The 21,996-nt window shown below is 69.7% G+C and carries 19 protein-coding genes; 8 read left to right on the top strand and 11 right to left on the bottom strand.

Translation table 11 applies throughout. From position 1 onward, the window contains the following. Nucleotide 1 precedes the first annotated feature (1 nt). Nucleotides 2-715 carry a GntR family transcriptional regulator gene (locus tag AC57B8_RS25390; protein WP_307638171.1) on the bottom strand — a complete coding sequence of 238 codons (714 nt, stop codon included), beginning with the start codon at nt 713-715 and terminating at the stop codon, nt 2-4. A 121-nt stretch (nt 716-836) separates the two neighbouring features. Between AC57B8_RS25390 and AC57B8_RS25385 the strand changes: the two genes are divergently transcribed. The 3 genes from AC57B8_RS25385 (at nt 837) to AC57B8_RS25375 (ending at nt 4,259) form a co-directional block, all read left to right on the top strand. Continuing rightward, the gene (locus tag AC57B8_RS25385; protein ID WP_307638170.1) at nt 837-2,081 is read left to right on the top strand and encodes a pyridoxal-phosphate-dependent aminotransferase family protein; all 1,245 of its coding nucleotides are present in this window, start codon (nt 837-839) and stop codon (nt 2,079-2,081) included. A 130-nt stretch (nt 2,082-2,211) separates the two neighbouring features. Further along, the gene (locus tag AC57B8_RS25380; protein ID WP_070060655.1) at nt 2,212-3,189 is read left to right on the top strand and encodes a Bug family tripartite tricarboxylate transporter substrate binding protein; all 978 of its coding nucleotides are present in this window, start codon (nt 2,212-2,214) and stop codon (nt 3,187-3,189) included. 305 nt (nt 3,190-3,494) lie between these two features. Further along, on the top strand, nt 3,495-4,259 hold the full coding sequence (locus AC57B8_RS25375; protein ID WP_496481105.1) for a fumarylacetoacetate hydrolase family protein: 765 nt from the start codon (nt 3,495-3,497) through the stop codon (nt 4,257-4,259). Here the strand turns inward: AC57B8_RS25375 and AC57B8_RS25370 are convergent. Further along, complete coding sequence (locus AC57B8_RS25370) at nt 4,208-5,170, bottom strand: LysR family transcriptional regulator (protein ID WP_496481104.1); 963 nt, start codon at nt 5,168-5,170, stop codon at nt 4,208-4,210. The genes AC57B8_RS25375 and AC57B8_RS25370 overlap by 52 nt on opposite strands. A 90-nt stretch (nt 5,171-5,260) precedes the next feature. On the opposite strand from AC57B8_RS25370, the gene AC57B8_RS25365 reads away from it, so the two are divergent. Next, nucleotides 5,261-6,463: an MFS transporter gene (locus AC57B8_RS25365; protein ID WP_496481103.1), complete on the top strand. Its 1,203-nt coding sequence runs from the start codon at nt 5,261-5,263 to the stop codon at nt 6,461-6,463. Here AC57B8_RS25365 and AC57B8_RS25360 read toward each other — a convergent pair. Then, complete coding sequence (locus AC57B8_RS25360; protein WP_496481102.1) at nt 6,421-7,266, bottom strand: dienelactone hydrolase family protein; 846 nt, start codon at nt 7,264-7,266, stop codon at nt 6,421-6,423. The genes AC57B8_RS25365 and AC57B8_RS25360 overlap by 43 nt on opposite strands. Nucleotides 7,267-7,422: 156 nt before the next feature. On the opposite strand from AC57B8_RS25360, the gene AC57B8_RS25355 reads away from it, so the two are divergent. Then, complete coding sequence (locus AC57B8_RS25355) at nt 7,423-8,403, top strand: GlxA family transcriptional regulator (protein ID WP_496481101.1); 981 nt, start codon at nt 7,423-7,425, stop codon at nt 8,401-8,403. A 27-nt stretch (nt 8,404-8,430) separates the two neighbouring features. Continuing rightward, a complete protein-coding gene (locus tag AC57B8_RS25350) occupies nt 8,431-8,958 on the top strand; it encodes a GNAT family N-acetyltransferase (RefSeq protein WP_496481100.1) in 528 nt (175 codons plus the stop codon). A gap of 12 nt (nt 8,959-8,970) precedes the next feature. Here AC57B8_RS25350 and AC57B8_RS25345 read toward each other — a convergent pair whose 3' ends face one another. Then, nucleotides 8,971-9,612: an ABC transporter ATP-binding protein gene (locus tag AC57B8_RS25345; protein WP_496481099.1), complete on the bottom strand. Its 642-nt coding sequence runs from the start codon at nt 9,610-9,612 to the stop codon at nt 8,971-8,973. Nucleotides 9,613-9,695: 83 nt separating this feature from the next. Between AC57B8_RS25345 and AC57B8_RS25340 the strand changes: the two genes are divergently transcribed. After that, entirely contained in the window at nt 9,696-14,192 is a 4,497-nt protein-coding gene (locus AC57B8_RS25340) for a Mur ligase family protein (RefSeq protein WP_496481098.1), read from the top strand. Between the two features lie 5 nt (nt 14,193-14,197). Here AC57B8_RS25340 and gcvA read toward each other — a convergent pair whose 3' ends face one another. Then, nucleotides 14,198-15,109, bottom strand: coding sequence for a transcriptional regulator GcvA (gcvA, locus tag AC57B8_RS25335; RefSeq protein ID WP_496481097.1), 912 nt, complete (start codon nt 15,107-15,109; stop codon nt 14,198-14,200). 134 nt (nt 15,110-15,243) lie between these two features. Here gcvA and AC57B8_RS25330 point away from each other — a divergent pair, with 134 nt between their 5' ends. Further along, the gene (locus AC57B8_RS25330; RefSeq protein WP_496481096.1) at nt 15,244-15,930 is read left to right on the top strand and encodes an FMN-dependent NADH-azoreductase; all 687 of its coding nucleotides are present in this window, start codon (nt 15,244-15,246) and stop codon (nt 15,928-15,930) included. Between the two features lie 42 nt (nt 15,931-15,972). On the opposite strand, the gene AC57B8_RS25325 is transcribed toward AC57B8_RS25330, so the two are convergent. From AC57B8_RS25325 to AC57B8_RS25300, 6 genes are all read right to left on the bottom strand, one after another. Beyond that, nucleotides 15,973-16,878, bottom strand: coding sequence for an SDR family oxidoreductase (locus AC57B8_RS25325; RefSeq protein ID WP_062471360.1), 906 nt, complete (start codon nt 16,876-16,878; stop codon nt 15,973-15,975). Nucleotides 16,879-16,999: 121 nt separating this feature from the next. Then, nucleotides 17,000-17,938, bottom strand: a complete 939-nt coding sequence (locus AC57B8_RS25320) for a glutathione S-transferase family protein (protein WP_496481095.1) — start codon at nt 17,936-17,938, stop codon at nt 17,000-17,002. Between the two features lie 32 nt (nt 17,939-17,970). After that, nucleotides 17,971-19,611 carry an isovaleryl-CoA dehydrogenase gene (locus AC57B8_RS25315; protein ID WP_496481094.1) on the bottom strand — a complete coding sequence of 547 codons (1,641 nt, stop codon included), beginning with the start codon at nt 19,609-19,611 and terminating at the stop codon, nt 17,971-17,973. Nucleotides 19,612-19,642: 31 nt separating this feature from the next. Then, on the bottom strand, nt 19,643-20,659 hold the full coding sequence (locus AC57B8_RS25310) for an NADP-dependent oxidoreductase (protein ID WP_307638157.1): 1,017 nt from the start codon (nt 20,657-20,659) through the stop codon (nt 19,643-19,645). A 24-nt stretch (nt 20,660-20,683) separates the two neighbouring features. Then, nucleotides 20,684-21,154, bottom strand: a complete 471-nt coding sequence (locus AC57B8_RS25305) for a PaaI family thioesterase (RefSeq protein WP_082817985.1) — start codon at nt 21,152-21,154, stop codon at nt 20,684-20,686. 1 nt (nt 21,155) lies between these two features. Beyond that, entirely contained in the window at nt 21,156-21,956 is an 801-nt protein-coding gene (locus AC57B8_RS25300; protein ID WP_095745325.1) for an SDR family oxidoreductase, read from the bottom strand. Nucleotides 21,957-21,996 lie beyond the last annotated feature (40 nt).

Genomic DNA, 21,996 nt, shown 5'->3' with positions numbered 1-21,996 from the left:
GTCAGCTCGCTTTGTTGGTGGTGCTCTTGCTCTTGGCTTGCGGGTAGATCTGCCCGGCGCGCAGCAGCTCCAGCACGGTGTCGCGCTTGCGCAGCACGTGCGCCGTGAGCACCTTGCGCATGGCCTGCGCGTCGCGCGCGGCCAGCGCCTGCACCATCTGCTCGTGCTCCTCGACCGCGTGCTTCCACTTGGTCTCGTCCTGGTTGGTGCGAAAGCGCAGCGACTGCACGCGGGCGTTGATCGAGCGGTAGGTGTTCGACAGCACCGGGTTCGCCGCCGCGTCGTTGATGGCCGTGTGGATGCGCGCGTTCAGGCGGTAGTAGCCCGACAGGTCGCGCCGCGCGAAGCAGGCCATCATTTCGTAGTGCAGCGCGCGCACCTCGGCCAGTTCCTCGTCGGTGATGCGCTTGGCCGCCAGCTCGCCCGACATGCCCTCGAGCATCGCCAGCACCTCGAAGGTGTTGAGCACGTCGGCCTCGGTGAGCTTCACCGCCACCGCGCCGCGATTGGGCAGCAGGTCGACCAGCCCCTCGGCCGCCAGCAACTTGATGGCCTCGCGCAGCGGCGTGCGCGACACGTTCAGCTGCAGGCACAGCTCGCGTTCGTTGAGCTTGGCGCCGGGCGCGATGCGCCCCTCCACCAGCATGGTGCGCAGGCGCGACGCCACCTGGTCATGCAAGGCCAGCCTGGAGATTTCGATGATTTCAGCGGTCATATGGGGTTCCCTTGTCTGCATTTTGAATGCAAAAAATAGCCGGTACAACCAAGGTTGATAGGTATAAACCAGCATACATAAATGCATTTTGAATGCAAAACTGAGCGCACAAGGAGAGCCCATGCTGCAACTCGACATCCACCCCACCGGCCGTCACTTTCTCCAGATTCCCGGCCCCAGCCCGGTCCCCGACCGCATCCTGCGGGCCATGAGCCTGCCCACCATCGACCACCGCGGGCCCGAGTTCGGCACGCTCGGTTTGAAGGTGCTCGGCGGCATCAAGGAGATCTTCAAGACGAAGCACCCGGTCGCGATCTACCCCGCCTCCGGCACCGGTGCATGGGAAGCCGCACTCGCCAACACGCTCAGCCCCGGCGACCACGTGCTCATGTACGAGACCGGCCACTTCGCATCGCTGTGGCAGAAGATGGCCACGCGCCTGGGCCTGTCGACCGAGTTCCTGGCCTACACCGGTACCGACGCCCACCTGCCGAATGCGCCCAGCTGGCGCCGCGGCGTGCAGGCCGAGCTCATCGAGGCGCGCCTGCGCAAGGACACCGAGAAGAAGATCAAGGCCGTGTGCGTGGTGCACAACGAGACCTCGACCGGCGTCACCTCCGACATCGCCTCGGTGCGCAAGGCCATCGACGCGGCGGGCCACCCCGCCCTGCTCATGGTCGACAGCATCTCGGGCCTGGCCAGCGCCGACTACCGCCATGACGAATGGGGTGTCGACGTCTGCGTGAGCGGCTCGCAGAAGGGCCTGATGCTGCCGCCCGGCATCAGCTTCAACGCGCTGTCGCCGCGTGCCCTCGAAACCGCCAAGCACGCCAAGCTGCCCAAGGCCTTCTGGGCCTGGGACGAGATCGTCGAGATGAACAAGGACGGCTACTGGCCCTACACGCCCAACACCAACCTGCTGTACGGCCTCTCGGAATCGCTGGACATGATCCTCGGCGAAGGCCTGGACAACGTGTTCGCGCGCCACCAGCGCTGGGCTGCCGGCGTGCGCGCCGCGGTCAACACCTGGGGCCTGCCGATCCAGTGCGCCGACCCGTCCGTGTACTCGCCCGTGCTCACCGGCGTGATCACTCCCGAGGGTGTCGATGCCGACGCCGTGCGCCGCCTGATCCACCAGCGTTTCGACCTTTCCTTGGGCACCGGTCTGGGCAAGCTCAAGGGCCGCATGTTCCGCATGGGCCACCTGGGCGACAGCAACGACCTCACGCTCGTGGCCATGGTCGCGGGTGTCGAGATGGGCATGAAGCTCAGCGGCATCAAGCTGGCGGGCAGCGGCGTGCAGGCGGCAATGGACTATTTCGCGAGTCACCAGGCTGCACCGGTCGGCCTGCAAAAAGCAGCCTGAACCCGGCGCACGCCAACCCACACGGGCCGCAGCGCATCGCTCGAACGATGCGGCGGCCCACCACCCTGCCGGGCCCGCGCAAGCGGCTCCCGGCACGCATCGGATTCCCCAACCGACGGAGACAAAGAAGATGCAAAGACGTTCCCTGATCCAGGCCGCCGCCGGCGCGGCCGCCACGCTGGGCGTGCCCCGGCTGTTCGCGCAGGAGTGGCCCACGGGCCCCGTGCGCATCGTGGTGGGCTTTCCACCCGGCGGCGGCACCGACGCGCTCGCGCGCGTGGTCGCGCAGAAACTCACGACGATGTGGGGCCAGCAGGTCATCGTCGAGAACAAGGCCGGCGTCGCCGGCGTGCTCGCGGCCGACTACGTGGCGCAGCAGCCCAGCGACGGCAGCACCCTGCTCATGGCCCACATCAACAGCCACGCACTCGCGCCCAGCCTGCAGCCCAAGCTGCGCTACAACGTGGAGCGCGACTTCGTGCCGATCGTGCTCGTGGGCGTCACGCCCAACCTGCTCATCGCCAACCCGGGCCAGAAGGCCCTCAGCGTGAAAGACATCGTCGCCGCCTGCAAGGCTGCGCCCGGCACCGTGAGCTTCGGCTCCGCCGGCGCGGGCTCGGCCCAGCACCTGGCGCTGGAGATGTTCAAGCTGCAGGGCGGCGTCGATGCGCTGCACGTGCCGTACAAGGGCAGCGGCCCGCTGCTGGCCGACCTGATGGGCGGGCAGATCCAGTACAGCTTCGAGACCATGACCGCCGCCACCCCGCACGTGAAGAACGGCCGCGTGCTGGCCGTGGCTCAGACGCGCACCAAGCGCGCCAAGGGCCATCCGAACGTGCCGACGATGCAGGAGCAAGGCTTTGCCGGCTTCGAGGCCACCACCTGGTACGGCCTGGCCGGCCCCGGCAAGCTGCCCCCGGCCATCGCGCAGAAAGTGAACCGCGACGTCAACACCGTGCTCGCGATGCCCGATGTGCAGGAGCGGCTCGACACCTACGGCGCGGAAGACGGCGGTGGTTCGCAGGACAAGTTCAAGCAGTTCATCAGCACGGAGATCGCCAAGTGGGCGAAGGTGGTGAAGGACGGCAAGGTGCAGGTCGAGACTTGACAGTTGTCGTTCAGGGCGACGCTCCCGCCGACGGGGAGCCTTGCTCCGCGAATGTCCCCCGGGGCTGCGCCCCTCCTCCTTGATTTCGCTGCGCAAGGCACCCCATCGGCGTGAGCGTGTTCAGGGCGGTCGTTGATCGAGCCAGCACAACGACAGCGCCCAGCGTGCCCAGGACACCGGGTGCTTCCCGCAGCGAAATCAAGGAGGAGGCCGCAGGCCGGGGGACATTCGCGGAGGGAAGTACCCGGTGGCCTGGGCACGCGCCCCGAACGAACGAACCCCAAAGAAACTGAGAAGATCCAAAAATGACGCCCGACCAAAAAGCCCTCACCGAAGCCCTCATCGCCGCACGCCAGGCCAACCGCACGCTCGACGCCACGCCCTGGACTGACGCCCTGCCAGACGCAACGCAAGCCTACGAAGTGCAAGACGCCGTAGCCGCAGCCCTCGGCTGGTTCAACGGCGTCCCGAAGACATGGAAGTCCGGCGGCGGCTCCCGCAGCGCCACACTCACCCACGCCCCGCTGCCCCCGTCCGGCGTGCGCCAAAGCCCCGCCAACTTCAGCGACCTCACATTCCACACCCCCGGCATCGAGGCAGAAATTGCATTGCGACTCGGCCAGAACGTGACACCCGCCCAAGCCGCCGCACTCGACCACGACAACTCGGCAGCGCTCATCGACGCCATGACCGTCTCCGTCGAAATCGTCGATGCGCGTTGGCAAGACCTGGCCGCCACACCCGCCCTGCTGCGCCTGGCCGATTCGCAAGTCCACGGCGCACTCGTGCTCGGCGACTGGCAACCGTACGCCGCCGTCGACTGGGCCTCGCAGCGTTGCGAAACGAAGATCGGCGACGCAGAAACGGTCGTGCGCGAAGGCACGCATCCGCTGGCCGATCCGGCCTGGCTGCTGCCCATCTGGTTGCGCCACCTCACGCGCCACGGCCAGACCGTGCCCGCCGGCACCGTCGTCACCACCGGCTCGTGGGTCGGCGTGCTGCCCTGCCGCCGCGGCGATCAGGTGACGGCCGAATTCCCCGGCATCGGCGCCGTGCGCTTGAGCGTGTAACGCCCGCCGCCCACGCCCGAACACGCCACCAGGAAGTCGAGCACCGCCCGCACCCGCGCGGGCAGCGTGCCGGCCTTGCCGATGTACACCGCGTGGATCGGCTCGATCTCGCCCGGGTTGAACTCCTCGAGCAGCGGCACCAGCCGGCCGGCATCGATGTCGTGCTGGATGTGATACAGCGACAAGCGCGCCACGCCCGCCCCCGCGATCGCCAGCTGCCGCAACGTCTCGCCGTCGCCCGCGCGCACCGGCCCCGCCACCGGCAGCATCACCATGCGGCCATCGACACGCAATGGCCAGTCGGGCGTGTTGCGCCGGTAGCTCCAGCCCAGCCGGTTGTGCGCCTCCAGCTCCTGCGGCGTGCGCGGCGTGCCGTACTTCGCCAGGTAGTCCGGCGCGGCCACGATGGACTGACTGGTTTCGCCCAGGCGCCGCGCCACCAGGTCGGACGACGGCAACTGGCCCCATCGGATCGCAATGTCGGCACGCTCGTCCATCAGGTCGACGATGCGGTCTGTGAGCGCAATGTCGAGCGTGATCTGCGGATGCATCTCGAGCAGGCGCGGCACCAGCGGCACCAGCTTGTGGTGCCCGAAGGACACGCTGGCGTTGATGCTCACACGCCCGCGCGGCGCCGCGCCGGCCGCGGCGCAACGCTCGGCCTCGTCCATGTCGGCCAGCACGCGCGTGCTGCGCTCGTAGAAATGCAGCCCCTCGGGCGTGAGCTGCAGCTTGCGCGTGGAACGGTGCACCAGCTGGATGCCCAGGCGCAGCTCGAGCCGCGCCACCAGCTTGCTGACGGCCGAGGGCGTCATGTCCAGCAGCCGCGCCGCCGCCGAGAAACCACCCGCCTCCACCACTTGCACGAAGGCCTCCATTTCGCCGGAGCGGTTGACGTCGATGCGGGGCATGGGCTTCCTTAGCTGTGACTTGAATTCACAAGTGCATGTACTGGCGGCATTCTAGTCATCGAGGCCGATCGTCCGCACAGTACAGGCATCATGCCCATCGCTCTCCTTGCCCTCACCGCCGGTGCCTTCGGAATAGGCACCACCGAATTCGTCATCATGGGCCTGCTCATGCAGGTGTCGACGGATCTTCACGTCTCCATCACGGCCGCCGGCCTGCTGATCTCGGGCTACGCGCTCGGCGTCGCGGTCGGCGCGCCCGTGCTCACCATCGCCACCCGCAAGCTGCCGCGCAAGACCGTGCTGCTCGCGCTGATGGCGATCTTCACGCTCGGCAACCTCGCCTGTGCGCTCGCGCCCAACTACGAAATGCTGATGGCCGCGCGCGTCATCACCTCGCTGGCGCACGGCACCTTCTTCGGCGTCGGCTCGGTGGTGGCCACCGGCCTCGTGGCACCCGAGCGCCGCGCCTCGGCCATCGCGATCATGTTCACCGGCCTCACCGCCGCCACGCTGCTGGGCGTGCCGGCCGGCGCATGGCTGGGCCTGCAACTGGGCTGGCGCTCGACCTTCTGGGCGGTGACGCTGATCGGCGTGCTGGCCTTCGTGGTGCTCGCGGCCTTCGTGCCCCGCATGAAGGGCGAGGCCAAGCCGGCACCGCTGCGCGAAGAGCTGGCCGTGCTCGCCCGCCCGCAGGTGCTGCTGGGCCTGGCGATGACGGTGCTCGGCTTTGCCGGCGTGTTCGTGGTCTACACCTACATCCAGCCGCTGCTGACGCAGGTCACCGGCCTGTCGGAATCGGCCGTGTCGCCGATCCTGCTGGTGTTCGGCGGCGGCCTGGCCGTCGGCAACATCCTGGGCGGCAAGCTGGCCGACCGCGCACCGATGGCCGCCGTGCTCGGCACGCTGGTGGCGCTGGCCGTGGTGCTCGGCGCGATGCAGTTCACCATCGGTACGCCGTTCACCGCCGTGGTGTTCGTCGGCCTGCTCGGCGTGGCCTCGTTCGCCACCGTGGCGCCGATGCAGCTGCGCGTGCTCGAGAAGGCTTCGGGCGCGGGCCAGAACCTCGCCTCGAGCCTCAACATCGCAGCCTTCAACCTCGGCAACGCGCTGGGCGCGTGGGTCGGCGGCGTGACCATCGACCACGGCCCGGGGCTGCGCGCGCTGGGCTGGGTGGCCGCGCTGCTCACGCTCGTGGGCCTGGCGATCGCGCTGTGGAGCCGCGCGCTCGACCGTCGCGCACAGAAGACCGGTCAGCTGCCGGCCGACGGCGCCGCTTCTTCCGCACGGGCCTGATCCGCAACCCCCAGGCGGCGCGCGAAGAACGAAAGAATCTCGTCGCGCGCCGCAATGGTCGGCTGGCCGGCCTCGTCGATCAGGTGTGCCGTCACCACGCTGTGCGGGCTCGCGACCACCTGCGAAAAGAACGACGGCAGGTCGCGTGTGTTGGCCGCGCTGTCGGGCAGCACGCGGGCCACGAAGCGGTCGCCCAGCGCGTCGGCATAGGCCGCGAAACGCTGGGCCCGGCAGAAGCGGTCGCCCTCGAAGCGGTAGGCCATCACGGTCAAGTCCTCGCGCTCCAGGCGCTGGCGCACCTGGGCAATCTCTTCCGGCGAGATCTCGATGCCGCCGGGGTTGTCCAGCGGCAGCGACGGCTGCGACAGCACGGGTGCGAGCACTGCCGGCTCCAGCATCATGGTGAGCGCGAAGTTGCCGGTGAAGCACATGCCGATGGCGCCCACGCCCGGCCCGCCGCACTCCGCATGCGCCAGCCGCGCGAGCGCGCGCAGCCACTGCGTCACCGGGCTCGAGGCGTTGCCCGCGAAGGCGCGGAACTCGGCGCTCACGCAGGCGCGCTGGAACACGGCCTCGCCCTCTTCCGCGTCCGGCACCGCACCGTCGCGGCCGAACATCGACGGCATGTAGACCGCGAAGCCGGCGTCGCGCACCCAGCGGGCGAAACGCGCCACGTGCGGGCTGATGCCGGGCATCTCGGTCATAACGATCACGGCCGGGCCGGTGCCGGCAACGTAGACCGCTTTGGTGGCGCCGTCGAGCGTGATCTCGCGGCGGGTGAAGTCGTCGAGCGGGTCGGTCATGGCGAGTTCTCTCTAGCGTGCAGGTGGGCACCGTGAGGAGCAAGGGCAAGGATGTGGGACACGAAGGCACTTTCGGTGTTGCGACGATGCCCATTGCACCCGAGCACGCACTAGACTGCCAGTGTCCATTCAGACGCCTATCGGGCGTTTTCTGCCATGCACGATTTCACCGTTCTCGTCCTTCCGGGCAGCTTCGCCACCAGCACCGCCGTCACGCTCGACGTGCTGGCGGCCGCCGCCACGCTCGCACCGCGCCACCAGATGCCCCGCCCCACCTGGCGCGTGGTGTCGCCCGATGGCGGCAGCGTGCCGCTGAGCAACGGCCTGCGGGTCGACACCCTCGCCATGCCCCGCCGCGCGCGCGCCGACGGCTCGACCTGGATCGTGCCCGGCCTCGGTGTCGACAAGCCGGCCGACCTCGCACTGCGCCTGACCGACGACCACGCCCGCGCCGCCATCGATGCGGTGCGGCGCCATGCCGCACGCGGCGGCGCGGTCGCGGCCTCGTGCTCGGCCGTGTTCCTGTTGCAGGCAGCCGGCCTGCTGGCGCAGCGCCGCGTCACCACCTCGTGGTGGCTGGCGCCCGAGCTGCGCCGGCTCGAACCGGCCTGCCATGTCGATGCCGACCGCATGGTCTGCGCCGACGGGCCGGTGAGCACCGCGGGCGCGGCCTTTGCGCAGTCGGACCTCATGCTGCACCTGCTGCGCACGCGCTTCGGCCCCGCGCTGGCCGAGGCCGTGAGCAAGGTGCTGCTGATCGACGGCCGCCAGGCGCAGGCCCCGTTCGTCGTGCCGTCGATGCTGTCCAACGGCAACGAGCTGGTCGCGCGGCTCACGCGGCGCATCGAGGCCGCGCTGCCCACGCCGCCCAGCGTGGCCGCGCTGGCCGAAGAGTTCGCGATGTCGCAGCGCACGCTGGCCCGGCGCGTGCGTGCCGCCACCGGCCTGGGGGCGCTGGCGCTGGTGCAGAGCGTGCGGCTGAACCGCGCGCGCCTGCTCATCGAGAGCAGCCGCATGACCATCGAGCAGGTCGCGGCGCAGGTCGGCTACGAAGACGCCACGGCGCTGCGGCGGTTGATGCGCAAGTCGGCCGGTGCGCCGCCGAGCCGGTTTCGGTCGGTCTTGCAGACGACGTGACGCGGTTGCCGCAGAATGCGCCGCACCATGAATCGTCCGCTTGTCATCGTTCGTCCCGCCACCGCAGCCGATGCGCACGCGCTCGCCGCGCTGGCGATTCAGGTCTGGCTCGACACCTATGCCACCGACGGCGTGAACGACCTGCTGGGGCGTTACGTGCTGTCGACCTTCACGCCGGCAGCGTTCGCTGCATGGGTTGAGGCGCCCGATGCCGCGCTGCAAGTAGCGCAGGTCGACGGCCATCTCGTGGGCTACGCGCTGCTGCAATTCAGCGCCGCGCAGCCACTGGCGCCGGGCTGCGACACCGAGCTGCGCACGCTCTATGTGCAGTCACCGTTCGCGCGCAGCGGCGTCGGGTCGATGCTGCTGCGCGAAGCCCGCAGCGCCGCCCATGCGCGCACAGGCAGCGACGGCCTGTGGCTCACCGTGAACGTGAAGAACCTGCGCGCCTGCGCGTTCTACGAAAAGCACGGGCTGACCGTGACGGGGCTGACGCAGTTCGTGCTCGGCGACGAACGTCACGACAACTACGTGATGGCCACGCCGCCCCGTTGAGCGCGCAGCTGATCAGCCCAGTGGCAGCTCGATGCACGCCGCCAGCGGCACCTCCGTGATGCGCTCGCTGCTCGCCACGACCACGGCCCGCCCCGGCTGCGCCATGCGCCGTTCGATCGCCTGCCACAGGCCGTGGATCGAACGCGCGTCGAGCGCACCCACTGGGTCGTCGAGCAGCACCACGGGCCGCCCCGACGCGAGCGCGGCGGCCAGCCCGACCTTGCGGCGCGAACCGGTCGACAGCATGAACATCTGCTTTTCCAGGTGCGGCACGAGAGAGAAGGCCTCGACGAGGCGCTGCCACTCGGCCTTGTCGAAACCCGCATCGCCCTCGCCCAGCAAGGCCGTGCAGGCCTGCACGCTGAGCGCGTCGAAGGCTTCCGACGCCGGCTCGCAGAAGAAGACCTGGCGCCGGTAGGCGGCGGGTTCGGCGTCGAGCGCCACGCCGGCCGCGCGCAGTTGCCCGGCCGATGCGGGCTGCTGCCCCGCGAGCACGCGCAGCAAGGTCGACTTGCCGCTGCCGGTGTCGCCGTACAGCAGCGTGACGCCCTCGCCGATGCTGGCGGACCAGCGGTCGGCCAACGCAGGCTGGTCGGGGTACGCGAAGCGCAGGTTCTGGATCTCGAGGAGAGAGGGAGCTATGGAAAGCCTCATGCGGAATTTGTATCTGTAACGCTAGACTGAACGCCATTTGTAACCGCACCCGCCGCGAGTCGGGCAGGACAGGACACAACGCCGTGAGTCTCTCCGATCTTCTGGGCAGCGCCTGGCAGGGCCTGCACGCCGCATCGACCCCCGACGAAACGCACGCCGCCGAAGGCCTCGAGGACTGCCTCGTCTTCTTCGCCTGGAGCGACGGCACGACGCAGGCACGGGTGCTGTCCGGACGCGGCAAGGACCTCGAGACCGCCTGGGCGCAAGGCGCGCAGGCGCTCGAAGCGCAGGCCACGGGCGTGCCGCGTGACCTGCGCGTCGACTGGGTCCGCCGCCTGCGTCCGCTGCGCTGGGCCGCGTTCAAGGACAGCCTGGGCGTCCCCGCCGCCGAAGGCCTGGCCTTCGACGCGCGATGCGAGTCCGCCCTGCTCGCCCCGCAGGTCGACAGCCAGCGCCACCGCCTCCTCGACGCCCCCACCGACGACGACACCACCGTGTGGGCCTTCCAGACCCGCGCGGTGTACGTGGACGCCAGCGGCGTGCACGTCCTCGCCGCCGACGGCCATCGCGAGCCGCAGCCCATCGACGTGGCCTTGCTGCGCCGCCTCGTCGCGGCCGGCGCCGACCATCTCGCCGCCCGCGTGCAAGCGGACGGCACGCTCGCACCGAGCACGCCCGATGCCGACGCCCCCCGCGCCGCCGACCACGCGCACGCCGTGCGCGCGCTGCTGGACGCCTGGGACCCCGCGCAGGACGAAACCCGGCAGGCCGCGATCCACCGCGCACTCGCGCGGCTGACGCGCACGCTGATCCGGCCGGCCGCGCTGCCCAACGGCACGCACGTCGCCTGCCTCGTGGAGCCCGGCAGCAGCGACACCTCGCTGGGCGCCAACGCCGCCTGCATCGGCGCGCTGGTGCGCTACACCGAGCTCAGCCGCGACCGGCGCTACCTGCCCCTGCTCGACCAGCTCGCGCGCACCGTGCTGCACATGCAGGACCCGATCTCCGGCCGCTTCGCCCACGCGCTGCACCACCCGTCGATGGCGGAGAAGGCCGAAGCGCCCGGCGATGCGCGCGAGGACGACCAGGCCGTCGTCGCATTGCTGCGCCTGTACGCGCTGACCGGCAACCGCCGCTGGTTCGGCGCCGTCGAAAAGGCCTTCGAGCACTTCGTCGCCGCCAGCTACGCCAACGCACAAGACCACGCGCTGTGCCGCGCCACCAGCGCGTTCGCGCGCTACCGGCCCGAGCCGCGCCACTTCCAGTTCGGCCTGCAGAACCTCCACGCGTCGCTCGACTTCGCGCTCGCACAGACCACCGCCGTGGCGGCCCTGCCGGCTCAACTGGCGGCCGGTGCCGAACTGGTCGCGCGGCTCGACGCCAACCCCGCCCAACAGCCGCTGCTCGACGGGCTCGACCGCGTCGCGCTGCACCGTGCGCTGCTGCACAGCATGCAGCGCCTCGCGGACAGCCACGCCGGGCCCGAGCGTGCAATGTTCTTCGCGCAGTCAGCGGCCGCCGAAGGCAGCTTCTTCGGCGACACGGCGCAGGCGCTTGCCGACGCCATGGCCTGCCTGAAGCTGATGCAGTCGCCGGCCGGCGCGCCGTTGCGCGACGAGGCCCTGGCCGAGGCCGTGCGCACCGCCGCGCGACAGCCGCTGGCCGACGCGGTGCTCGACGCCGTGCCGCGCGACGTCCGCTTCACCCACCCGCTCACGCTGGGCCCGCTGCGCCTGCTCGGCGCGCGCGTGCGCCCGCGCGAGATGACCGGCCCCGGCCCGCTCACCGTCGAGACCTGGTGGCAGGCCGACGCGCCCGTCGACACCGACTGGCGCCTGGACATCGGCACGCGCCCCGCCACTTGCGTCACCGCGCCGGCCTGGGGCCTGTCGACCGGCCACGCGCCCTGCCAGGGCCGCCATCCCGTCAGCCGGTGGACGCCGGGCAAGGTCTACCGCGACGTCCACGTGCTGCGCCCGCCGCTGGCCACGCGGCTGTACGACGTCGACATGCAGATGGAAGCCGGCCTGATCGGCCCCGGCCAGCGCATCGAGCGCCTGCGCATGCCGCGCTTCTTCGACTTCGTCGTGCAGGAAGGCAAGGCCTCGCCGGCGCCGACGTGGCGCTACCCGGCGGTGCCGCGCTACCGCGTCGTCGCGCCCGCGTCGCTGCCGCCCGACCAGCCGGGCGAGCCGCGGCAGACCTGGAACGCCGCGCAGATCGAAGCCGTGACGGGCGGCACATGGCATGTGGCCCCGCCGCCGGGCTGGTTCATTCGCTCGCTCACGCGCGGCGAAGGCCACACGCCGCTGGTGCCGCCGCCCACGATGTTCGTCGCCTCCGACTACTGGACCCTGGCGACCCACGAGCGCTTCGGCGACAACGAGGGCGAGCGCAACTGGGACTGGTCGGAGTCGGTCGCGCGCATGCAGCCCACGCTGGCCGGCGCGGTGCTGCGCAAGCCCGTGCCGGGCCTGGCGCCCGACTTCCCGGTGCTGCTGGTCGACGACCCGATCCAGGCGCTGGTGGAGCTGGGCATTGCCGCGCGCGAACGGCTGCAGGGCAAGGTCATCGGCATCACGGGCAGCGCGGGCAAGACCTCGGTGTGCCACATGCTCGACCACGCCTTCGCGCCCACGCACACCCGCTTCGCGACCATCGACAACTACAACTCGCGCGTGGGCATGCTGTCGATGCTGGCCAACGCGCCCGCGCAGACCGACCTGGTGATCCTGGAGGTGGCCGTCAGCGCGATCAACGCGGTCGACTACCAGAACATCAAGCGCGTGCGGCCCGACCTGGCCGTGCTCACGAACATCACGGCCTCGCACCTGGGCGAAGGCGAAACAGTGATGGACGTCGCACGGCGCAAGGCCAACATCTTCGAGGGCATGCAGCCCGGCGCCTGGGCCGTGATCTGCACCGACACCGACCACTTCGACTACCTCGCGGAGCGTGCGCGGGCGCGCGAGCTGCGTGTGCTGACCTACGGCAGCGCCGCATCGGCCGACTTCCGGCTCGACGCGCACGACCCGGCCACCGGCCACGTCCGCGCCAGCCGCCCCCACAGCGACGGCCAGCGCTTCGAATACACGCTCGGCGCCAAGGGCCGCCACATGGCCGTCAACAGCCTCGTGTGCTTCGCCGTGGCGCATGCGCTGTCGCTCGACAGCGGCCGCGTGCCCGAGCAACTGGCCTCGTTCGCCGCCGTGAAGGGGCGCGGCCATGAGCTGTCGTTCACCCTCGACCACAGGCGCTTTCGCGTCATCGACGAGTCGTACAACGCGAACCCGCTGTCGATGACCGCGGCGCTGGCCTCGCTGGCCGAGCAGCCCGACGAACAAGGCCGCAAGCTGCTCGTGCTCGGCGACATGAAGGAGCTGGGCGACGACACGCAGCGCCACCACGATGCGCTCGTCGAGCCCATCGTCCAGTGCCACCCGGCGCGCGTGTTCCTGCTGGGCGAGTGCATGACGCGGCTGCACGAGCGCCTCGCTGCCGCCTTGCCGCAGGGCGCCACCGTGCAGGCCTTCGACACGCTGGAGGCGCTGGAGCGCGCGCTGCTCGAACAGGTCGCCACCGACGACACCGTGCTCTTCAAGAGCTCCAACGGCACGGGGCTGTGGCAGATCGTGCGCAACATGACCGAGCTGCAGGAAGAAGAAAAGGAAAAGGAGCAGCAACAACAGGCACGCCGCGCGCGCGAACGCGCGGCAGCGGCGGCTGCTGCTGCCGCGGCAATGCCGAAACCGCCCGTGCTTCCTCCCATGCCCCAGCCGCCCGCCGTCGTGATCCGGCGCACCGGTTCGCCGGCGGAGACCGCGCAGCCCACGCCGAGCTGGGTGCTGTACGACCTCACGCACGACCGGCTGCTGACGCATCAGCCTTCAGAACACAGCTTTGTGCCCGCCTCGCTGTCGAAGCTGGTCACCGCCGCGCTGGTCGAGCAGAAGCTGCGCGACGACCGGCTCGACCGCCATGCCGAAGCCGTGCAGGTGCCCGTCGACCCCGTGCCCGCGCGCGACGATCCGTCGGCCACGCTGTATGCGGCCGATGCGCCGCCGCTGCCCGTGCATCGCCTGCTCGAAGCGGCACTGGTCGTGTCGTCCAACAAGGCGGCGCTCACGCTGGCGTCGTGGCACAGCGGCGACTTCGACAGCTTCGTCGCGGCGATGAACCGCCAGGCGCAGGCCTGGGGCATGCATGACACGCACTTCGCCTGCCCCGCCGGCCTGGTGCGCACGGCGCGCACCACCGCGGTCGACATGCTCACGATGGCGCGCCATGTGCTGCGCGACTTTCCGGCGCTGCTCGAGATGGCCGGCAAGGACCGGCTCGACGGCGTGCCCGCCGAAGCCCCGAGCACCAACCTGCTGCTGGGCCGCGTGCCCGGCGTGGACGGCCTGAAGACCGGCTCGCTGCCGGGCCTGGGCGCGCACCTGATCGCCACCGCGCAGCGCGACCAGCGCCGGCTGGTGTCGGTCGTGCTCGGTGCGCCGGATCGCCAGACCTGTGCGCGGTTGTCGGCGTTGCTGTTGCAGCGCGGGTTCGAGACGCCGGCGGCGCCTGGATTGCAGTAGCGGGGTCAGCGCCCGGCGGCGGCTGCGTCCAGCGGCGACAGCCCCTTCACCCACTCGAACACCGCCGCCACGTTCGGATCGTCACGCCGCGCCTGCGGGCACACGAGGTAGAACGGCGAGCCCTGCAGCACCGGTCCGAAGGGCTGCACGAGGTTGCCCGCGCGCAGTTCGTCGGCGATGAGCGCCAAGCCCATCAGCGCCACGCCCTGCCCCTGCAGCGCGGCCGAGACGGTGTGGGTCTCGTCGGAGAACACGGGGCCGGCCGTCACGTCCAGGCCGGGCACCTGGGCCACCTGCTGCCATGCGGCCCAGGTGCCCGGTTGGGTCTTGCTGTTCGGCACCGCGAAATGCAGCAGCGTGTGCTTCACGAGGTCGGCCGGGCGGCGCAGCTTGAGCGCGGGGCTGCAGGCTGGCGCGAAAACGGTGTCGAACAGCTTCTCGGCCACCAGGCCCGGCCACTGGCCCTTGCCGTAGCGGATGGCGACGTCGGCCGTGAGGCCGTCCAGCGGCACGGCGTCGTGCGAGGCGTGGATGCGCAGGTCGAGCCGGGGGTGCGCCGCGCGCAGCGCCCCCACGCGCGGCAGCAGCCAGCGCGCGGCGACGGCGGGCGTGGTCGACAGCGTGATGGCGCTGCGCTCGGGCGGCGCACGCAGGCGCGCCACGGCCTGCGCCATGGCAGCGAACGAATCGCTCAGCACCGCCTGCAGCTCGCGGCCCTGCGGCGTCAGCACGAGCTGGCGCGGCTGGCGCACGAACAGCGCCACGCCCAGCGACTCTTCGAGCTGGCGCACCTGGTGGCTGATGGCGGTGGGCGTGACCGACAGCTCGTTCGCCGCGAGCTTGGCGCTGCAATGGCGTGCGGCGGCCTCGAAGGCGCGCAGCGAGGCCAGCGGAGGCAGGGAATGCAGGAGGGCCATGGCGTGCTGATAGATGAATTGAATTTTCTGCAGCGAGAAAAATTCGTCGTTTGTCCGGCCATGGATGCTTCGATAGATTGGGAACCGTGTCAAGCAGACAGCTGAATTCCCTTCATCCAACCGAGGACCACGCCATGACCACCACCACCCTGCTCCACATCGATGCCAGCCCCCGTTCCGGCCGTTCGGGCGCCGTCGTCCACGGCTCGCATTCGCGCCGCCTGAGCCACCACTTCGTCAGCACCTGGCAGGCGGCCCGCCCGCAGGACGAGGTGATCTACCGTGACTTCGGCATCGCGCCGCCGCAGGCGGTCACCGGTGACTGGATCCACAGCGCCTACACGCCCGCCGAAGCGCGCGAACCCTGGATGCACGAGGTGCTGGCCGAAAGCGACACCTTCATTGCCGAGCTGCGCCGCGCCGACGTGATCGTCATGGGCACGCCCATGTACAACTACAGCGCCCCGGCCACCGTGAAGGCGTGGATCGACAACATCGTGCGCGTCGGCGAGACCTTCGACATGGACCCGAGCCTGGACGACCCCTACGTGCCGCTGCTGGCCGAGCGCCCGCGCCGCACGGTGCTGCTCACCGCGCACGGCAGCAGCGGCTTTGGGCCCGGCGACATGCAGGCGCACCTGAATTTCCTGGTGCCGGGGGTGAAGGCCGCGTTGGGCCTGGTCGGGCTGCGCGAGGTGCACGACATTGCGGTCGAACATGCGGAAGACCGCGGCGACCTGCTGGAGCGGTCGATGGCCGAGGCGCTGTCGGGCATCGAGCAATTGGTGCGCGACCTGCAGGCGAAGGTGCAGGCCGGCTGAGCGCGGCCCCTCGCGAAGACGGGCCGCCTCTTCAGGAAAGGATCAAGCCGAGCGCAGCTGCTCGCGCAGCTTCTGGCCGATCTCGGGGCGCTCGAGGAACGGGTCGGCCGGGTTGGTGATCGACACGATGTTCTCCATGCGGCTCTTCACGTTGCCCAGCGCCTTGGGGTGGCTGAACACGTAGAACTGGTTGTCGCTGATGGCCTCGAACACCTTGTGCGCCACCTCGGCGGCCGTGATCTTGCCGCTGCTCACCGCCTTGTTGCTCATGGCCTGGCCGATGAGCTGGCTCTTGGTGAGCTCGGTGTCCTTCGGTGCGTTCGGGCGGTTGCGCTCGCTGCTCGTGATGCCGGTGGGCACGAAGTACGGGCACAGCAGGCTGGCGCCGATCTGGTCGGTGACCAGGTTCAGGTCCTGGTACATGGTTTCGGTCAGGCTCACAACGGCGGCCTTGGCCGCGTTGTAGATGCCCATGTTGGGCGGCGTGAGCAGGCCGGCCATGCTGGCGGTGTTGGTGATGTGGCCGCGGTAGCTCGGGTCCTTGGCGGCGGCCTCGAGCATCATCGGCGTGAACAGGCGCACGCCGTGGATCACGCCCCACAGGTCAACGCCCAGCACCCATTCCCAGTCGGCGACGGTGTTTTCCCACACCAGGCCGCCGGCGCCCACGCCGGCGTTGTTGAACACGAAGTGCGGCGCACCGAAGCGCTCCTTGACGGCGGCGGCCAGCGCTTCCATCTGGGCCGCGTCGGACACGTCGACCTTGCGCGCCAGCACCTGGACGCCCAGGGCTTCCATTTCTGCCTTGGCTTTGTCGAGTGCGTCCTGCTGCACGTCGACCAGCACGAGGTTCATGCCGCGGGCGGCGCCGATGCGCGCGCATTCGAGGCCGAAGCCCGAGCCTGCGCCGGTGAGTACGGCGGTCTTGCCCTTGAAGTCCTGGATCATTTGCCGGTGTCCTTCTTGCTTTGAATGTGTCTGACGATGAAGCGGAAGCCCCTATTGAAATACGGAACGCGCGCCGGCGCAGTCACGAAGGTGCCCCGACCCGCGCCCGCATCGGGCGTTTTCAGGCCTCTGCTTTCTTCAACACATACCCGATGCGCGGAAAGTGCACATGCACCGTGCCCGTGCGCTCGCTGCTGCGCTCCAGCGTGTAGTGGGTGCGCGTGGCGGCCACCAGCGCGCCCGCCGTCTCCTCGAGGCCGAAGCTCTCGGCGCGGATGGTGACGGCGCTGCCCAGCGCAATGCCGTGGTCGTCCTGGAAGGTGCTGTCGGTCAGCAGCGTGTGCGGCGTGGCCGCCTTGGCGACGGCGATGGCCTCGTCGCTGGAGAACTTCGACGAGGTGCCGTGGCCGATGGCCGCCATGCGGTCCATCCAGTCGAGCACCGCAGGCGTCAGATCGAGGATGCCCTTCACCGCCTCGATGCGGCGCGTGTACCACAGCGGGTGGTAAGCCGAGAAGTCGGCGATGCACGGCACTTCGCCCAGCAGGAAAGGCTTGTCGTCGAGCATGTCCGACAGGCGGCGCAGGTACGACTTGTAGGCGCCGGTGGCGTCGGCCGGGCGCAGGCGCGTCATGTTGCCGGCGCTCATCTTGCCGCGGTCTTCGCCGAAGGCCTTGATGGCTTCGGGCGGGGCCTTGGCGAACACTTCGGCGGCGCCTTTGGGCTGCAGACTCCAGGCCATCGCGGCCCAGAACAGCGAGGTGTCGGCCCACTGCGCGAGGATGCGCGACATGCCTTTTTCGGGCTGCGGGTAGAGCGTGGGCTCGGGCTGCAGGTGCTCCAGCACGTCGGCGATGAGCGCGCTGTCGCAGTACATGTCGGCGCCGATCTGCAGGAACGGCGTCTTGCGGTAGCCGCCGGTGAGCACTTCGACGTCGGGCTTGGGCATGATCGGCGGAATGAAGACCGACTTCCACGGCAGCTTCTTCGCGCCGAGGATCGTGCGCACCTTTTCCGAGAACGGCGAGGTGGTGTAGTGGTGAAGGATGAGGTCGGCCATGGTGTCTTTCGTGGAGGTGTTCTTGTCGGGGCTCAGCGCGGCTGCGCCCGCTGGATGATCGAATCGAAATCGGCGCCCGCGCCCAGCGTGCCGAAGGCCTGGCCCCAATCGCCGCCCAGGCGCGAGGCGCAGAAGGCATCGGCCACGGCGGCGGGCGCGGTCTGCACCAGCAAGGCGGCCTGCACGGCCAGCGCCACGTCCTGCGCGAGGCGGCGCGCCTCGGTCTCGGAGGCCATGGCCTCGATGCGCGCGGGCAAGGCATCGGCCAGGCGGTCGAGGGCGGGCTGCTGGCCGCGCGCAGGGGCCAGCTCGTGCGCCAGCGCGGCCACGGCGTCGCCCTTGCGCAGGCCGCGCAGCAGGTCGAGCGCCATGATGTTGCCGGCGCCCTCCCAGATGGAGTTGAGCGGCATCTCGCGGTAGATGCGCGCGAGGATGCCCTCGCCGCCCTCTTCCACGTAGCCGTTGCCGCCCAGGCACTCCATGGCCTCCTGCGCGAAGTGGCTGCCGCGCTTGCAGATCCAGAACTTGGCGACCGGCGTGAGCAGGCGCGCCATCAGGTTCTCGTGCGCGTCGGCCTGGCGGTCGAAGGCCCGTGCGAGGCGAATCGCCAGGGCGGTGGCGGCTTCGCTTTCGAGCGCGAGGTCGGCCAGCACGTTCTTCATGAGCGGCTGTTCGACCAGCGGCTTGCCGAAGGCCTGGCGCTGCGCCGTGTGGTTCAGCGCGATGCCCAATGCCTGGCGCATGAGGCCGCTGGTGCCGAGCGAGCAGTCGAGCCGTGTCATCGTGCCCATCTCGAGGATCTGCGGAATGCCGCGGCCCTCCTCGCCCACGAGCCAGGCGCTGGCGCCGTGGAACTCGACCTCGGAGCTGGCGTTGGCCTTGTTGCCGAGCTTGTCCTTCAGCCGCTGGATGTGGATGGCGTTGCGCGTGCCATCGGGCAGCACGCGCGGCAGGAAGAAGCACGACAGCCCGGCCGGCGCCTGCGCGAGGATGAGGAAGGCATCGCACATCGGCGCCGAGAAAAACCACTTGTGGCCGGTGATGGCGTAGCGCTCGCCCCAGGCGTCGCTGCCGTCGCGCACGGCCTGCGTAGTGTTGGCCCGCACGTCGGAGCCGCCCTGCTTCTCGGTCATGCCCATGCCCATGGTCACGCCGGGCTTGTCATGCAGCGGCTTCAGGGCGGGGTCGTACCAGAGGCTGGCGAGCTTCGGGCCCCAGTCGGCATGCACGCCCGCGTTGCCGCGCAAGGCGGGCGTGACCGCGTAGGTCATCGAGATCGGGCACAGGATGGACGGCTCCAGCTCGGTGAAGAGCATGAAGCCCGCCGCGCGCAGCACGTGCGGCGAGGCGGATGTGCCGGTCCACGGCGTGCCATGCAGGCCCGCGCCCACCGCGGCGGTCATCAGCGCGTGGTAGCTCGGATGGAACTCCACCTCGTCGATGCGACGGCCGAAGCGGTCGTGCGTGCGGAGTTCGGGTGTGTGGATGTTGGCCAGCCGCGCATGCGTCTGCATGGCGGCCGAACCGAGGGTGGCGCCCAGCTCGTGCAGCTGCGTGGTCTGCAGCGCGGGCGCGTTGAACTTCAGCGCATCGCGCAGGGAGCGGTGGGTGTCGAAGAGGTTGTAGTCGACCAGCGGCGTGGGCTGGTTGAAGACCTCGTGCGTCGTGTCCATGACCGGCCTCCTTGCCGTGCGTTTCAAGCCATCAAATGAGCTTGACCAATTGCTTGCCGAAATTCTTGCCCTTGAGCAAACCCAGGAAGGCCTCAGGGGCAGCTTCGATGCCCTGCGCGATCGACTCGCGCGGCTTGAGCTTGCCCGTGCCCACCAGCGTGCCGAGTTCGGTCAGCGCCTCGGGCCACACCTCCATGTGCTCGCTGACGATGAAGCCCTCGATCTTCAGGCGGTTGATGAGGATCAGCGCGGGGTTCGCCAGCGGCAGCGGCTGGCCGTCGTAGCCCGCGATCATTCCGCACAGCGCCACGCGCGCGAAGGCGTTGGTGCGCAGCAGCACGGCGTCGAAGATGTAGCCGCCGACGTTCTCGAAGTAGCCGTCGATGCCGTTCGGGCAGGCTTCCTTGAGCGCGGCGCTCATGGTCTTCACGTCGGGGTGCTGGCGGTAGTCGATGCAGGCGTCGAAGCCGAGCTCGTCGGTCACGTACTTGCACTTGTCGGGGCCGCCCGCGATGCCGACCACGCGGCAGCCGCGCGCCTTGGCCAGCGCACCGAAGGCGCTGCCCACGGCGCCACTGGCGGCGGTGATGACCACGGTTTCACCGGCCTTGGGCGCGATGATCTTCACCAGGCCGTACCAGGCCGTCACGCCGGGCATGCCGACGGCGCCGAGGTAGTGCGACAGCGGCACGTGCGTGGTATCGACCTTCTTCAGCGCGCCGGGCTGCGAGGCATCGACCACGCTGTATTCCTGCCAGCCGCCGAAGCCGACGACCTTGTCGCCCACGGCGAACTTGGGGTGCTTGCTCTCGACCACCTCGCCGACCGTGCCGCCCTGGAACACCTGGCCCACGGGTTGCGGCTGCGCGTAGCTCTTCGCGTCGTTCATGCGCCCACGCATGTACGGATCGAGGCTCATGTAGTGGTGGCGCACCAGCACCTGGTTGTCGGCGAGCGCGGGCGTCTCGACAGTCACCAGCTTGAAGTTGCTGGCCGTGGCTTCGCCCTCGGGGCGGTTGTCGAGGTGAATCTGCTTGTTGGTGGGCATGAAGGTCTCCGGGGGAATGGGATGTCAGTCGGTGGATGGCGGACGCATCGCGTTGGCGCTGGCGGGGCCGGTCGGCAGCCGGCGCTTCACGTACTTGAAGGTGCCGGTGGCATGGGCGCACACGCGCTCCTGCTCGTCATAGATCTTGGCTTCGGTGAAAGCCAGCGTCGCGGTGCGGTGCAGCAGCGTGCCGCGTGCGTGCAGCGGGCCGACCGACGGTTGCATGAAGCTGGTCTTCATCTCGATGGTGACCACGCCGGTCTCGGGCGCCACGCTGCGCGCGGCCGCCGCCATGGCGATGTCGAGCAGCGTCATGCAGGCGCCGCCGTGCGTCACGTCGAAGGTGTTCAGGTGCTCGGGCTTGGCGGTGTAGATGATCTCGGACTGGCCGTCCTCGAACTTCGTGAGCTCGAAGCCGAGGTGGCGCGCGAACGGAATCTGGCTCGTGTACGAGCGGATGTTGATGTCGCTGGACTTTTCAGGCGAATCGGACATGTCAGGCCGCACCCAGCACCACGCTCACGCCGCCATCGACCGCGACCCACTGGCCGGTGATGTGCTTGCCGGCGTCGCTCGCGTACAGCAGCGTCAGGCCCTTCAGGTCTTCGTCGTCACCCAGGCGGCCCAGCGGCGCCGAGGCGGCCATGTGCTCTTCGCCCAGGGTCTTGATCAGGCCGGCCGCCATCTTCGTCATGAAGAAGCCCGGGCAGATCGCGTTCACGTTGATGTTGTACTTGCCCCATTCGGCGGCCAGCGTCTTGGTGAAGCCGATCACCGCGGTCTTCGAGGTGTTGTAGGCCAGCGTCTGCATGCCGGGCGGGTTGCCGTTCAGGCCCGCGATCGAGGCGATGTTGATGATGCGCCCGCGCTTCTTCGGGATCATGTAGCCGTTGGCAACCTGCTGCGCCAGGATGAAGTAGCCGCGCACGTTGAGGTTCATCACCTTGTCCCAGGCCTCGACCGGATGGCTCTCTGCCGGCGAACCCCAACTGGCGCCGGCGTTGTTGATGAGGATGTCGACGCCGCCCATGCGCTGCAGGGTTTCGTCGGCCAGGCGGCGGGTGTCCTCTTCCTTGGAGCAGTCGGCGGCGATCCAGCGCGCGTCGATGCCGGCGGCCTGCAGCTCGGCGGCGGCCTGTTCCAGGTCGTCGGCCTTGCGCGAGCTCAGCATGATCTTCGCGCCGGCTTCGCCCAGCGCATGGGCCATCTGCAGGCCCAGGCCGCGCGAGCCGCCGGTGATGAGCGCTGTCTGGCCCGTGAGGTCGAACAGCTGTTGGGTGGTGCGGGGCTTCGTCATGTCGGTGTCTCCGGTGTGGATGATGAAAGAAGAGGGTTGC

The sequence above is a fragment of the Variovorax sp. BGA-UO-ETr-C22 genome (genome assembly GCF_059567965.1).
The sequence above is the reverse complement of the archived record's forward strand: the minus strand, read 5'-3'. Positions and strand labels throughout refer to the sequence as shown.